This window comes from Streptomyces sp. WAC 06738 (assembly GCF_003945505.1).
Lineage (GTDB): Bacteria > Actinomycetota > Actinomycetes > Streptomycetales > Streptomycetaceae > Streptomyces.
The window spans coordinates 3,408,732-3,422,298 of record NZ_CP029618.1 but is presented as its reverse complement, the minus strand read 5'-3'; the positions used below and the strand labels follow the sequence as shown (position 1 = coordinate 3,422,298).

At 70.9% G+C, this 13,567-nt stretch carries 13 protein-coding genes; 8 read left to right on the top strand and 5 right to left on the bottom strand.

The features are described 5' to 3' along the window. Positions 1-130: 130 nt before the first annotated feature. Positions 131-625, bottom strand: coding sequence for an inorganic diphosphatase (locus tag DMB38_RS14645; RefSeq protein WP_047016456.1), 495 nt, complete (start codon positions 623-625; stop codon positions 131-133). An 86-nt stretch (positions 626-711) separates the two neighbouring features. Between DMB38_RS14645 and dacB the strand changes: the two genes are divergently transcribed. The 3 genes from dacB to DMB38_RS14630 all read left to right on the top strand — a co-directional run bounded on the left by dacB (position 712) and on the right by DMB38_RS14630 (position 5,465). Further along, positions 712-2,274, top strand: coding sequence for a D-alanyl-D-alanine carboxypeptidase/D-alanyl-D-alanine-endopeptidase (gene dacB / locus DMB38_RS14640; RefSeq protein ID WP_125935560.1), 1,563 nt, complete (start codon positions 712-714; stop codon positions 2,272-2,274). 402 nt (positions 2,275-2,676) lie between these two features. After that, positions 2,677-3,735 carry a C40 family peptidase gene (locus tag DMB38_RS14635; RefSeq protein WP_125935559.1) on the top strand — a complete coding sequence of 353 codons (1,059 nt, stop codon included), beginning with the start codon at positions 2,677-2,679 and terminating at the stop codon, positions 3,733-3,735. Positions 3,736-4,049: 314 nt separating this feature from the next. Then, positions 4,050-5,465 carry a response regulator gene (locus DMB38_RS14630; RefSeq protein ID WP_125935558.1) on the top strand — a complete coding sequence of 472 codons (1,416 nt, stop codon included), beginning with the start codon at positions 4,050-4,052 and terminating at the stop codon, positions 5,463-5,465. Between the two features lie 15 nt (positions 5,466-5,480). On the opposite strand, the gene DMB38_RS14625 is transcribed toward DMB38_RS14630, so the two are convergent. From DMB38_RS14625 to DMB38_RS14615, 3 genes are all read right to left on the bottom strand, one after another. Then, positions 5,481-5,813 carry a DUF2516 family protein gene (locus tag DMB38_RS14625; RefSeq protein WP_047020032.1) on the bottom strand — a complete coding sequence of 111 codons (333 nt, stop codon included), beginning with the start codon at positions 5,811-5,813 and terminating at the stop codon, positions 5,481-5,483. A 103-nt stretch (positions 5,814-5,916) separates the two neighbouring features. Continuing rightward, positions 5,917-6,567: a hypothetical protein gene (locus DMB38_RS14620; protein ID WP_125935557.1), complete on the bottom strand. Its 651-nt coding sequence runs from the start codon at positions 6,565-6,567 to the stop codon at positions 5,917-5,919. Next, a complete protein-coding gene (locus DMB38_RS14615; RefSeq protein WP_125935556.1) occupies positions 6,564-7,034 on the bottom strand; it encodes a helix-turn-helix transcriptional regulator in 471 nt (156 codons plus the stop codon). The genes DMB38_RS14620 and DMB38_RS14615 overlap by 4 nt, the downstream gene beginning before the upstream one ends. A 262-nt stretch (positions 7,035-7,296) precedes the next feature. On the opposite strand from DMB38_RS14615, the gene DMB38_RS14610 reads away from it, so the two are divergent. Genes DMB38_RS14610 through DMB38_RS14600 form a run of 3 tightly spaced genes read left to right on the top strand, consistent with a single transcriptional unit; the run spans position 7,297 to position 11,178 of the window. Beyond that, positions 7,297-8,073, top strand: coding sequence for a TnsA-like heteromeric transposase endonuclease subunit (locus tag DMB38_RS14610; protein ID WP_125935555.1), 777 nt, complete (start codon positions 7,297-7,299; stop codon positions 8,071-8,073). After that, positions 8,039-10,162, top strand: coding sequence for a Mu transposase C-terminal domain-containing protein (locus DMB38_RS14605; protein ID WP_125935554.1), 2,124 nt, complete (start codon positions 8,039-8,041; stop codon positions 10,160-10,162). The genes DMB38_RS14610 and DMB38_RS14605 overlap by 35 nt, the downstream gene beginning before the upstream one ends. Further along, positions 10,153-11,178 (top strand): ATP-binding protein, encoded by a 1,026-nt coding sequence (locus DMB38_RS14600; protein WP_125935553.1) that lies wholly within the window; start codon positions 10,153-10,155, stop codon positions 11,176-11,178. The genes DMB38_RS14605 and DMB38_RS14600 overlap by 10 nt, the downstream gene beginning before the upstream one ends. Before the next feature lie 1,082 nt (positions 11,179-12,260). On the opposite strand, the gene DMB38_RS14595 is transcribed toward DMB38_RS14600, so the two are convergent. Further along, positions 12,261-12,842: a DUF4240 domain-containing protein gene (locus tag DMB38_RS14595; protein ID WP_125935552.1), complete on the bottom strand. Its 582-nt coding sequence runs from the start codon at positions 12,840-12,842 to the stop codon at positions 12,261-12,263. Between the two features lie 57 nt (positions 12,843-12,899). Here DMB38_RS14595 and DMB38_RS14590 point away from each other — a divergent pair, with 57 nt between their 5' ends. Together DMB38_RS14590 and DMB38_RS14585 are read left to right on the top strand one after the other, a co-directional pair. Continuing rightward, on the top strand, positions 12,900-13,169 hold the full coding sequence (locus DMB38_RS14590) for a hypothetical protein (protein WP_125935551.1): 270 nt from the start codon (positions 12,900-12,902) through the stop codon (positions 13,167-13,169). Next, a complete protein-coding gene (locus tag DMB38_RS14585; protein WP_125935550.1) occupies positions 13,166-13,564 on the top strand; it encodes a hypothetical protein in 399 nt (132 codons plus the stop codon). The genes DMB38_RS14590 and DMB38_RS14585 overlap by 4 nt, the downstream gene beginning before the upstream one ends. Positions 13,565-13,567 lie beyond the last annotated feature (3 nt).

The following is a 13,567-nucleotide window of genomic DNA, read 5'->3' as shown; positions in this document are numbered from 1 at the left end:
GCCCGCCCCCGGCAAGGCTTTCGCGCCGGCACCTCCCGCGCCGTACCTCCCCGCACAGCCCCCCCGTGCCGGACCACGCCGCCGGCCTCCTCGCGGAGGCCGGCGGCGTGGGACGTACGTCAGTGGCCCGTCAGTGGTGGCCGCCCGAGGCTTCCAGGCGCTTCTTGGACGCCTCGATCTCCGCCTCCGCGTCCTGCCGGCCCACCCAACTGGCGCCCTCCACGGACTTGCCGGGCTCCAGGTCCTTGTACACCTCGAAGAAGTGCTGGATCTCCAGCCGGTCGAACTCCGACACGTGGTGGATGTCCCGCAGGTGCTCCACCCGCGGATCGTGCGCCGGCACGCACAGCACCTTGTCGTCGCCGCCGGCCTCGTCGGTCATGCGGAACATGCCGATCGTGCGGCACGCGATGAGGCATCCGGGGAACGTCGGCTCGTCCAGAAGGACCAGCGCGTCCAGCGGGTCGCCGTCCTCTCCGAGCGTGCCTTCGATGAAGCCGTAGTCTGCCGGGTAGCTGGTCGAGGTGAAGAGCCGCCTGTCCAGGCGGATCCGGCCCGTCTCGTGATCGACTTCGTACTTGTTCCGCGAACCCTTCGGGATCTCGATGGTGACGTCGAACTCCACGGGTGGCTCTCCTTCAAGATCAGCATGGTTCAGATGATTAAGTGTCCCCCACGCAGCGGGGTGGTGGCGAAAGGGGCTGGTCCCTGGTGAGGGTCAGGGTCGCGGTGGCACGGCGGAAGGCCGCCCGCTGGGTACGGCACTGGACCCGGCGGTGGGAAGCGCAGCCCCTGCACACCCGGCGTACGGTGCGGCTGGTGGCCGCGTCCGGCGCGCTGGGCGGCGTCCTCGCCGCCGGCATGATCGCCGCGGCGGGGCCCTGGGACTCGGGTCAGCGTACGGCGGAGAAGGAGACGGCCGCGCGCGCGGATGCCGCCGGAGGCCGTACAGGTGACGCGGATCACGGCTCTTCCGACGGCGTACCTGGCAAAGGCGCCCCCGGAGACGGCCTGCAGGGCGCCGGCGCGGGCGCTCCGCGGGTGCTGACCCCGCTCGGCCCGCAGGACGGCACGAGGCCCGTCGCCGCCCCCCGGCCGACCGGCGCCGGGCTCGCCAAGGAGCTGGCGCCGCTGCTGAAGGACCCCGCGCTCGGCTCGCCGACCACCGCGGCCGTGTGGGACGTGACCACGGGCTGCGAACTGTACGGCGCACACGAGACCACCGGCGTCGTCCCCGCCTCCACGGTCAAGCTGGCCACCGGCGCCGCCGCCCTCGCCGCCCTCGGCCCGGACCACCGCATCCCGACCGCCTCGCTCGCCGAGGGCGGCGAGGTCTTCCTCGTCGGCGGCGGCGACCCCACGCTCTCCGCGAAGCGGCTGAAGGGGCTGGCGCGGGACACGGCGCGGAAGCTGAAGAAGGACGGCGTGCGGAAGGCGGCCGTACGGTACGACGCCACCGCGTACGCCGGAGACGTCCTGCACGAGATCGGGCCGAACGAGAACATCGCCCCCGTCACCCCGCTCATGGTGAACGAGGCCCGCCTCGACGACTCCTGGCACGGCCCGGCGCCCCGCGGCACGGACCCGGCACGGGACGCGGCGGACGCCTTCGCCGGGGAACTGCGCGAGGCGGGCGTACGGGTCGCGGGCGAGCCGCGGGCCGAGCGGGTGCCGGAGAAGGCGGACGAGCTGGCGGCGACGTACTCGGCGCCGCTGGCGGAGCTGACCGAGCGGATGCTGACGTACAGCGACAACGACCTCGGGGAGGCGCTGGCCCGGCAGACGGCGATCGCGGCGGGGCGGGACGCGAGCTTCGCGGGGTCGGGGAAGGCGGTCGCGGGGCAGTTGAAGAAGCTGGGGCTGCCGGTGCGCGGGGCGCGGTTCGCCGACGGCAGCGGCATCAGCCGCGACAACCGGGTCTCGGCGGACCTGCTGGCCCGGCTGCTGGTCACGGCGGCGGACCCGGACCGCCCGGAGCTGCGCCCGCTGCTGACGGGGCTGCCGGTGGCGGGGTTCAACGGCACGCTGCGGGACCGGTACGGGGACGCCGGCGCGGACGGCTCGGACGCGGGGGACACGGCGGCGGCGCGGGGCGTGGTGCGGGCGAAGACGGGGACGCTGACGGGGGTCAACTCGCTGGCGGGGACGGTGGTGGACGCGGACGGGCGGCTGCTGGCGTTCGCGTTCTTCACGATGGGCGCGACGGACCGCACGGGGGCGGGGGACGCGCTGGACCGGATGGCGGCGGCGGTGGCGAGCTGCGGCTGCCGCTGAGGGCGGGCGGCTTCGCGTGCGCACCTCCGGGGACTTCCGAACCTTCCGGAACCTCCGGGGGCCCTCCGAACCCTCCGGAGCCCCCTGAACTCTCTCAACCCCCGGGAGCCCCTGAACCCTCCGATCCCTCCGCGGCCCCGAACGCCCCCCGGAGCCCCCGAAATCCCCCGAACCTCCAGAACCACTCGAACCCCCCCGGCACCTCCCCGAACCACCCCGTGTCCCAGCCGTGTTGCAAGTCCTCATCCGGTTATCCACAGGTCTGTGGATGAGGGCTGCGGGAGTTGCGGCGGATATGGCAGCATCCGAGGCATGTGATCGCGCGGGGCTGGCCAGAGCCCCGGGACGGGCCCGCCGGAAGGAGGGGCCCGCGGACCACGATCGGGGGAGTGGGGGAGACGCATGCGCGGAATCGGGGAGGCGCGGGCGGCCGGAGCGCGCCGGCGCAGGGGCATCGTCCTGGCTTTGACCGGCCTGCTGGCGCTGTTCGTGCCGCTGACCGGGCCGGCCGCCGAGGCGGAGCCGAAGCCGACGGTCGAGGAGGTGCACGCCCGCGTGGAGCGGCTGTACCGCGAGGCGGAGGCCGCCACCGACGCGTACAACGACGCGGAGGAGAAGGCGAAGAAGCAGCGCAAGGAGGTCGAGCGGCTCGACGAGGCCGTGGCCGACGCGAGCGAGCGGCTGGCCGGGCTGAAGGACGAGGCGGGCGCGCTCGCCCGGGCGCAGTATCGCGGCGGCGGGGTGCCGATGGAGGCGCAGTTGCTGCTCAGCGACGATCCGGAGGAGTTCGTCGACGACCTGCGGCTGGCCCGCAAGGGGCAGCACGCGCAGCGGCGGCTGATCACCGAGGTGACCGGCACGCAGCAGCGGCTGGACCGCTATGCGAAGAAGGCCGCCGGGACGTACGAGCGGCTGGAGCGCAGCCGCGAGGCCAAGGCCGGGGCGAAGGAGCGGATAGAGGAGCGCCTCGCCGAGGCGAAGGAGCTGGAGAAGAAGCTCAAGGCCGAGGAGCGGGAGCGGCTGCGCCGGCTGGAGCGGCAGCGTGCCCGCGAGGCGCAGGCGCGCTGGCTGGACTCCGGGATCCTCGACGAGATCGACGCCGAGGCGACGCCCGCCGGCCGGAAGGCCATCGCGTACGCGACGGACCAGCTCGGCAAGGACTACGTGTGGGGCGCGGAGGGGCCGGACACGTTCGACTGCTCGGGGCTGACGATGCGCGCCTGGGAGGCGGCGGGTGTGGGGATCCCGCGGACCTCGCAGACCCAGCTGGCGGGGCTGGCGCGGATCGACGTGAGCGAGATGCGCCCGGGCGACCTCATCATTTATCACTCCGACGCCAGCCACGTCGGCATATATGTCGGTGACGGCGCCATCGTGCACGCGCCGCGGCCCGGCCGGCAGGTGACCGTCGCGGGCGCGGGCAGCATGCCGATCAAGGCCGTGGTGCGTCCCGACGCGTGATCTGCGTCATGTGACCGACCTGACGGATTCGGGGCGGGAGGGCCCGGCGCGGGTGCTCCGAGCAGGGCAAAGGACCGGGGGAGCGGCCGTCTTCCGGGCCGCGTCGCCCGTTCCTGCCGGCGGGTGATCACGCTAGGGTCCCTCCTTGGCGGTTTTGCCGGAGGAACGGCACGAGCCGCCGCTCACGGCCGCGAGCGCACTCGCGCCCGGCCGTCACCCTCGGGGGGAGGGAAGGAAGAGCGATGCCCGTACCCGGGCGTTCCCCGGCCTCCGGATCGTCCGGCGGACCTGACCAGTCCGCCGCAGGTGCCGGGGTGGCCGAGACGCAGGCCGCGACGCGGCGGCGGCACCTGCTGCCGCCGGCCGCGCACGCGCCGTCGCCGCAGCCGCACGCGCCGTTGCCGGCGCAGCGCTCGGGCCACGGCCCGGTGCCCGGGCAGCCGCACGGGCGCCAGCGGGCGGTGCCGGAGGCGCTGACGCTGCTGCTGATAGAGGCGGAGCCGGGCAGCGGTCCCGGCATCGCGCGGATGCTGGAGCAGGCGGGCGCCGGCCGCCACGGCGAGCGGATCCGGGTGCGTACGGCGCGCAACCTCACCGAGGCGGAGCGGCTGCTCGGCCCCGACGTGCACTGCATCCTCCTGGACCTCAGCGTGACCGGTGAGGCGGCTGCCGCGGACGAGGGCGAACCGGCCGAGGAGGGCGACGAGCTGGAGGCGCTGCGCGAGGTGCTGGCCATGGCGCCGCTGCACGCGGTGCTCACGCTCACCGACGAGGACGACGTCGAGCTGGCCGCCGAGGCCGTACGCGTCGGCGCGCAGGACTACCTCTTCCGCGGCGAGCTGGACGGCCGGGTGCTCGGCCGCGCCATCCGGTACGCGGTCGAGCGCAAGCGCGCCGACCTGGCGCAGAGCCGGCTGACGGCCTCGCGGCTGCGGGCGCAGGAGAACGCCCGGCTGGAGCGCGGGCTGCTGCCGACGCCGCTGCTCGCCGGCTCCGGCCTCGGCTTCGCCGCCTGCTACCGCCCCGGCCTGCCGCCGCCCGCCGCCGGCGCCACCCCCACCCGCGCGCTGCTCGGCGGCGACTTCTACGACGCGGTGCGCACCCCCGACGGCGCGGTGCACGCCATGATCGGCGACGTCTGCGGCCACGGCCCGGACGAGGCCGCGCTCGGCGTGGAGCTGCGCATCGCCTGGCGGGCGCTGACGTTCGCCGGCCTGGTCGGCGACGAACTGCTGGCCACGCTCCAGCAGGTGCTGGAGAACGAGCGGGCGGACGACGAGATATTCGCCACGATGTGCACCGTCGACGTCTCCCCGGATGCCCGGCGCGCCGGTCTCTACCTGGCGGGCCACCCGGCGCCGCTGGTCGCCGTCCCGGGCGGCCGGCCGCGGCTGATGCCGCAGGAGCTGGGCGGCCCGGCGCTCGGCCTGCTGCCGCGCGCCCGCTGGCCGCGTCAGCAGGTGGAGCTGGGCGGGGCCTGGAGCCTGATGCTCTACACCGACGGCCTCATCGAGGGCCGTACGGGTCCTGGCCGCGGCCGGCTGGGCCAGGACGGCATGCTCGCGCTGGTCGGCAGGCTGCTCGACCAGGGCCTGGCCGGCGACGATCTGCTCCACGGCGCGGTCACCGAGGCGCGGGCGCTCAACGGCGGCGACCTCACCGACGACGTGGCGGTGCTGCTACTGGATCGGCCCCCGGGCCCTTGCGGACCCGGGGACCGGATGTCGTGAGCGCGGACGCGCGGGTCAGCGCCCGTTGAACGGGCCGTAGGGCCCGTCGGAGCTGCTGCCCCCGCGCCGCCGCCCGCCGCCGACCTGCTTCAGCGCGGGCCGCACGTCCACCATGAAGACGATGGCCGCGATCAGCGCGATGATCGGCAGGAACGACATGATCGGGAAGATGACCATCACGGCGAAGCCGACGCCGAGGATGATCAGCCAGAACTGCTTGGTGTTCTTGTCGGCGGCGCGGTACGCGTCCTCGCGGGCCAGGGCCGCCAGGATCAGGGCCGCCCCGGCGAACACCGTCAAGGCCAGGCTGAGCAGCCCGAGCAACGAGTAGAAGCCAGAGATGAGCACGCGGTCCACCGCCTATTAGTCCGACTCAGTGTTCAGGGATCCGGCGCAGACACCGTACCCGGATAACGCCCCGGGCACGCGAGGGGTGCCCGGGGCGCGAAGCTCAGGAGTCCGCCTTGGGGGTGTTCTTCTTGGCGGCGGACTTCTTCGCCGTGCCGTTGGCGCCGGCCCGGGGGGCGCGCTTGCGGGGGGCGGCCTTCTTGGCGGCGGCCTTCTTCGCGGCGGGCTTGCCGGCGGCGGGAGCGCCGTCAGCGGCGGCGTCCTCGTCGGCACCCTTGTCGGCGACGCCCTCCCCGGCGGTGGTCTTCTCGCCACCGGGCCGGATGATCTCGGTGGTCACCTGCACCGCGTCGGCGGTCTCGCCCCGCCACTCCGCGACGGCACCGCGGCCGCGCTCGGCCAGCTCGTCGTAGGTCTCGCGGGCCTTCACCGCGTACTCGGCGGCGCGGCCGACGCCCTGAAGGGCGAGGTCCTGCGCCGTCTCGCGCAGCTTCTTGATGTCGGTGTCCAGCTCGCCGAGCCGCTCGGCGACCTTCGCCTGCGCCTCCTTGGCCTGCTTCGACACCCGCTCCTGCACCTCACGCGGGTCGGTCTCGCGCACCGCGGAGAGCCGCTCGGGCGCCTCGGCCCGCAGCCGCTCCACCAGCGCGGGCACCTCCCGCAGCTTCTCCAGCGCCAGATCGGCGGTACCCGCGACGGCGTAGAGGGGCGTGGGGTCGCTGAGCGTCTTGCGTACGTCGTCGGTCACGGTCATGGTTTTCTCCTCCGGTCACTGGCGGGCCTCGCGTCGCCCTCACCCCGCCCGCCACCCGGCCGCGGGGCATCCCCTTCCATCTGTCCCTCCTCCACGCCGCCGCCCGCGTCCTCGCGCGCGTTCTCCTTGCGGAAGGAGTCGTAGATCTGCAGCAGCACCTGCTTCTGCCGCTCGCTGATCGCGGGATCGGTGAGTATCGCGGTGTGCACCGCCATCCCGTCGGCCCCGTCACCCCGGCGCTCGTCCAGAATCCCCGCCTGCACATACAGCGTCTCGGCGGAGATCCGCAGCGCCTTCGCGAGCTGCTGCAGAATCTCGGCGCTGGGCTTGCGCAGCCCGCGCTCGATCTGACTGAGGTACGGATTCGACACCCCGGCGGCATCGGCAAGCTGCCGCAGACTGAGCCGCGCACTGCGCCGCTGCTCCCGCAGGAACTCCCCGAGATTGCCGACGTGTATCGAACCCATACTTCGATGCTGCCGCACCCGTGCTAACTATTGCAAGCGCTTTGCTTGCAAGTGTGTCGCACACCACATATCGCGACACTATCGCGAGTCCCGCTGACGTGTCTCGCTGAAGGTGACCCAGTCTCGGTCTATCTGAACCATCTGATCGCGTGTCGCAGTCAACCTTGACTATCTGCCGATCTGTCTCGCTCTTTCTGACCCACCGCTGCATCCGGCTGTCTACGGTCGTTCCACCTGGTCAGCGCCGAGTCGGGGGTGCCTGGTGGAGCCGGAGGACTTCTGGTTGGAGTACGTCGATGCGCGAGGCGAGTCGCTCGGCGGGGCGCTTGAAGTGATGTGGCCTGTCCGGTTCGAGGTGGCCGGACAGGTGCGCGCGTTCCCGTCGTATAGGGGGCAGCGCAATTTCTCGGGCTGGTACTGGGCAGCGACCTGCGCCGAGCTGGTGGGCTACGAGTCGTGGGTAGAGCTCGGGCACCTGATGCGACTCGACGCCGAACCGGACGTGGTGGCAGTGGCCTCACAGCCGTTCCGGCTGTCCTGGCGGTACGGCGGACGGGGCCGGCGGATCAAGCACACGCCGGACTACTTCATACGCCGCCGGGAGGGCACTGCCGTCGTGCTGGACGTGCGTCCTGACGAGCGGATCGAGCCCGGGGACGCGGCGAAGTTCACAGCGACGGCAGAGGCCTGCGCCCGGGTCGGCTGGGGCTACGAACGGGTCGGGGTTCTCGATCCGGTGTTGGCGGCGAATCTGCGGTGGCTGTCGGGCTACCGGCATCCCAGGGTTCGGCAGGAGCCGGTGGCAAGCGCTCTGCTGGCAGCGTTCAGCGAGCCACTGGGGCTGCTGGCCGGGGCTCGCGCGGTCGGGGATCCGCTCGCGGTGCTGCCAGTGCTCTACCACCTGCTCTGGCGCAGCGAGCTGACAGCGGAGACGCGGGCGGAGCGCTTGTCAGCAGCGTCGCTGGTGCGGCCGGCGCCCGCAGCCGTGGGGGAGGTGGGCTGGGATGCCGACGCGTCCACGGCTGCTGTCGCTGGGTGACAGGGTCCGCTTCGACGGGCGGGAGCACACCGTGGCCGCCCTGCACGGCACATCGGTCCGCCTGGTCGACGACGCCCAGGCGGCGAGCGTCGTGCTGCTGGGGCACCTGCTGGCCTCGGAGGGCTTCGCCGTGCTCAGCACCGGTCCTGCGCGCCCGCCGTTGCCGGAGGAGGGCGTGCTGGATGGGCTGCCGGAAGAAGTGGTGGAGCGGGCCCGGTGGTGGCAGCGGCATCTGACCGAGCTGATGACGGGCCGCGTGGATGGTGATCCGCACACCCCCGTGAGGGCCGAGTACGACCCGGAGGTGCGCTCCGTGCGTCAGCGGGAGCTGGCCAAGCTCGCCGAACTGCGGCAGGGCGGCGAGGAGGTGGCGTTGAGCACGCTGCGCCGGATGCGGTCTCGCTTCGAGCGTGAGGGGGTAGCGGGCTTGGTGGACGGGCGGCAGCGCAAGTCGGCCACCGGCACGGGCCGGGCCGATCCGCGAGTGGTGGCCGCGATCGAGAAGGTCGTGAGCAGCCGGACCAACGAGGCGACGGTGTCCGCGCTGGTGCTGCGGCACCAGGTCGAGCGTCTCTTGGCGGATGAGCACGGCGCCGGAGAGGTCCCGATGCCCTCCAGGGCGACGTTCTACCGGCTGCTGGAGGCGGTTTCGACGGGGCGGCACCTGTTGGGCTCGGCTCGCACACGCCGGTCGGTGGGCAAGCAGCCGAAGCGGATGTTCGGGCAGCTGACCGCAGTCCGGCCGGGTGAGGTGGTGGAGATCGACTCCACGCCGCTGGACGTGATGGTCGTCCACGATGACGGGACGGTGGACCGCTGCGAGCTGACCGGGCTGGTGGATCTGGCGACCAGGACGCTGGCGGCGGTGGTGCTGCGGCCGTCGACGAAGGCGGTGGACGCCGCGCTGCTGCTGGCCCGGGCGATGACACCGGAGCCGATGCGGCCTGGCTGGTCGGATGCGTTGCGCATGTCGCGGTCGGTTCTGCCCTATGCCTCGCTGTTGCCGCTGGACGAGCGGCTGGCCAAGGCCGCCGCGAAGCCGGTGCTCGTTCCGGAGACGGTGGTCAGCGACCGCGGCAAGGCGTTCATCTCGGACAACTTCCGCAATGCCTGCCGGCACCTGGGGATCTCGTTCCAGCCCGCACACCCGGACACCCCGACCGACAAGCCGCACATCGAGCGGACGCTGGGGTCGGTGGCGACGATGTTCGCCCAGTACGTGACCGGCTACACCGGCCGCAGTGCGGAGATGCGGGGCAAGGACCCGGCCGCGCAGGCGGCCTGGTCCATCCACGAGCTCCAGGAACTCCTTCAGGAATGGGTCGTCGCCGTCTGGCAGGTCAGGCCGCACGACGGGCTTCGGGACCCGCTGATGCCGGACCGTCCGCTGAGCCCGAACGAGAAGTACGCCGCGTTGGTCTCGGCGGCCGGATACGTGCCGGTCGCGCTCAGCCCGGAGGAGTACATCCAGCTCATGCCGCGCGAGTGGCGTGTCATCGGTCCTGGCGGGGTGCGGATCAACAACCGCACTTATGACGCCCGTGAGCTGGGCCCCTGCCGGCGCCAGCCCTCCGGGGCCGGTCCGGACGGCCGGCTCTGGGAGGTCCACTACGACCCCTACGACATCTCCTGCGTCTGGGTGCGCAACCACCGCGGCGAAGGATGGATCACCGCGACCTGGCGCCACCTGCGGACTTGCCCGGTCCCGATGGGTGAACTGGTCTTCGACCGGGCCCACCAGGTGCTGGCCGAACGCGCTGGCCGTCGGCCGCACGAGGAGGAAGTCGCGCTCGTTGCTGCTGAGTTGCTGGACCGCGCGGCCGACGGTCCCGAGGGCGGGGCCGGGAGGCCCGCCCGCCGCAGCAAGGGCGGGCGCCGAGCGGCCGAGCGGCGCGACCGCAAGGTCGCCGCCCGCACCAGGGCGACCAGCACCCCGGCCTGGCCCCGCCCCGAGCCACCAACGGCCAGCCCGACGCCCCGGCTCGAACCGGACCCGGATCCCAAAGCCGCCGAGGAGATTGAGGAGGTGGCGAAGGTGGTGCCGCTGGGCATCTTCGACGCCCGTGAGGAGGCGAAACGGTGGTGGTGAACACACCTGACGAGCCCAAACAGTCGGCGGACGACGAACGGATCGAACCGCCCACCTCCCTGAGTGGCTGGCGCCGCTTCGTCGAAAAGGACCCCGCGACCTTCGACCTCGCTCCTCTCAAACTCTGGGAGTCCATGGACGACGAAGCGCGCGCCAACTACGACGAGGCTCGCATCGACTACCACTCCGAACTCCAGGTCGTGCGCACTTCTACCGTCAAAGAAGTTGCCCACCAAGGGCGCCTTTTGACCTTGCTGAACCGGCGCGAGCGCGGCGCCCGCCGTGGCCTGATCATCTCCGGGGAGCGCACCACCGGGAAGACCACAGCGCTGCGGCAACTCGGCCGCCTGCACGAGCTTCGCATCCGGCGGCGTTACGGAGACAGCCGGCGCATCCCGGTGGTCTATGTGACGGCCCCACCCAAGGGTTCGGCCCGCAAGCTCGCGCTGGAGTTCGCCCGATTCCTTAAACTTCCGACCATTTCACCCAGGCACAACACCGCCGACATCACCAGTTCCGTCTGCCAAGTACTGACGGAAGCCCGCACCGATCTCGTCTTGGTCGACGAGATCCACCTGATGAACCTCGCCACCATCGCGGGTGAGGAGTTGTCCGACCACCTGAAGTACTTCACCGAGCACCTGCCCGCCACGTTTGTCTACGCAGGCATCGACGTCGAGCATTCCGGGCTATTCACCGGAATCCGGGGTGGCCAGATCGCCGGCCGCTGCACACTCCTGCACACCGCCCCCTTCCCACCAGGACCGGAGTGGGAAGGGCTTGTAGCGACCATGGAGGACACCCTCCGGCTGCATCACCACACTCCCGGCACCCTGGCCAAGCTGCACGTCTACCTCCACCAACGCACCGGCGGCATGATCGGCAGCCTCTCTCACCTGATCCGGGCCGCCGCCATCTCGGCAATCCTCGACGGCAGTGAGCGGATCACCCGTCGCCAGCTGCACACCATTCATGTCGACCACGCCAGCGAGACCGCCTACCGGACATCGGCATGACCCACTCCGCGGACCTCTACGGCCCAGTCTGGCCGCTCCCCTTGGCCACCACCTCCTTCCCGAACGAGACCCTGCGGTCCTACATTGCACGGCTCGCCCTGCTCAATAGGCTTCCGCCCGAACGCGTACTCCGCCGCTTCTACGCAGCAGAATCGCCCATGGACGACGTGAGACTCCTGGCCATACGGAGCGGGCAGACTCCTCATCTGCTGATGCGGCAATTGCCCGAGGTAGCTACTCCAGGCTCGTGGCCCCACGAGCAGCACGAAGGTCTAGCCCGCAGCTGGGCCTGCCATGCCTGCGTCGCGGCCCGCACCGGACGAGACGACTGGAAAGTCGAAATCTGGGTCATCAGTGGGCACCATCACCTCTGCGTAAAACACCGCCGTTGGACGCGCACTCATCACGGGCACTACATGGCCAACTTCGCGGGCGCTGTCGATGGGCAGTTCAACCTCAACCGGGCCCCTGAGATCATCCACGCGCAGCGGAGACTCCATCGACTCTTTCGACAGCGGACACCCCGACGGGTTCTCGCTGCCTACCTGGAATGCGTCGAATTCTGGCGCGAGCTAGCCAAACACGGATATGCCGTCAACAGGACAGAACGCCTTCTCGACCTCATCGCTCCCGACGAGCCCATCGCTCATCGAAGTTACGCAAAGCGCGAAGCCGCTCTCCTGCCAGATCTCGTCGAAGTCCTGGGGCTCTACACATCACCGGTCTGGCGTCACCGAGCTCTCGGCAATTCCCGCGATGTTCAGCTCTTCCACCAAGAGTTCGAGCGTCGGTTGCCCCCAGAACGACAGCTGAGAACGACCGCCATCCCGTGGTTCAGGAGCGAAGCCACGCTTGTCGCGGAGAGAATCAACGAACGGACGGACGAACAGGAACGTCAACTGTTACGGGTCGCATCGGCGGCACCAAGCACCCCAGAGTGGTGGCCTCCGCTCATCATGCGCAGACTCCTGCGCCGCACCCCGTCTTGCGGACGCTGAACAGTTGGAAGCCCTTACAGCCCCAGTCATCCGGGCTCTGGAACTTGATGCGGCGGTCTGCGCCTCGCTCGCGCCACCGGGTCACTATGGCAGGGGAAACATCGCGCGCAGTCTCGGCAGCTTGCGTGCTGCCTCATCCTCGCACCGAACGTCCCACTGCTCACCGCGCGGTCCGGAGTTGTCACCTCCATCACCCTGCTCGGCGTCAACGGCTTCGTAGAAGGCTTCGCCGCACTCGTCGTCCACACCAGCCAGGATCCCGTACGCCTCCATGGCGACGTAGTCGAGCGACTCCCACCCGGGCCAGTCGTCGTTCCATACCTCCCGCGGACGACCCACCAGGGCCTGGACCTCCGGAGTGGCCGCCAGGACATCGGGATCAGCCACCGCCTGAGTGAAGGCTTCCCGGCCGAGTCCCACCATCCAGAGGCCGAAGTAACAGAATCCGTCATCTGAACACCAGCCGCCGAAGATCTGGTCCGCAGCTGCCCACAGATCCCACGTGAACGCTTCGTGTGTCACCTCGTCCAAGCGCACCTGGAACTGCACGACCTCTGCCAGCGACCTCTGCGACAGTGCGCCACGCAGCCACGCGAGCCGTTCGTCCGGCCCCTGTGCCTGCCGTCGGCACTCCTCGATGAGCTCCCAGAAGGAATCGATATCCACGGCGGCACTGTGCCAGGCACCTCTGACAACGCACAGTCCACGGACTATGTTCGAGCGGTGGAAAACCCGGAGATCATCATCAAACTCACCCCGGACGAGGCGCTGGTCCTGTCGGACTGGCTGGAGCGAGTGCAGATGACGGACCTCGGCCGTCTCGTCGACGATGCCGCGGTCTGGGCACCCCTTCACCGCATCGCCGGAACGCTCGATAAGTCGCTACCAGGAATCTTTTCGGCGGACTACGCCGAACGCCTGGAAGCGGCCCGCCGCAGGCTTGGTCCAGCCCTGGACGATGGCTCCGGAGACCACGAGGGGGCGGGCTCATGAAATCCCTCTCGGAAATGACCGAGCGCGAGTACTTCGCCAGCGTCGGCCGACGTCCCGGCATGTTCGTCGGCAAAACCTCCTTCCACATGCTGACCGCGTTCCTGACCGGCTACGACCAGCACGCTCTCCGGCACGATGGGCACGGGCTCACCCGCTGGCACGACTGGCTCATCGCCCGGCGCGGACGCGACTGCAACCACGCCTGGCCCGGCCAGGTCCTTCACATCGCCCTCCCGAACGGCTGGGACGACATCTGGAACCTTCCGCCTGAGGACGAGCAGCACGCGATCAAGGTCCTATTCGAGCTCCTCGACGAGTTCGCCGCCGAGTGCGAAGCAGCCCAGGGCACACGATTCCCTGAGAGGCATAGCCCTGAAAGGGGAGAATCCCGATGACGT

Coding starts and splice junctions, on each gene's coding strand:
- DMB38_RS14635 (WP_125935559.1), top strand. CDS start 2,677: ATGCGCGGAATCGGGGAGGCGCGGGCGGCCGGAGCGCGCCGGCGCAGG.
- DMB38_RS14620 (WP_125935557.1), bottom strand. CDS start 6,567: ATGACCGTGACCGACGACGTACGCAAGACGCTCAGCGACCCCACGCCC.
- DMB38_RS14615 (WP_125935556.1), bottom strand. CDS start 7,034: ATGGGTTCGATACACGTCGGCAATCTCGGGGAGTTCCTGCGGGAGCAG.
- DMB38_RS14605 (WP_125935554.1), top strand. CDS start 8,039: ATGCCGACGCGTCCACGGCTGCTGTCGCTGGGTGACAGGGTCCGCTTC.
- DMB38_RS14585 (WP_125935550.1), top strand. CDS start 13,166: ATGAAATCCCTCTCGGAAATGACCGAGCGCGAGTACTTCGCCAGCGTC.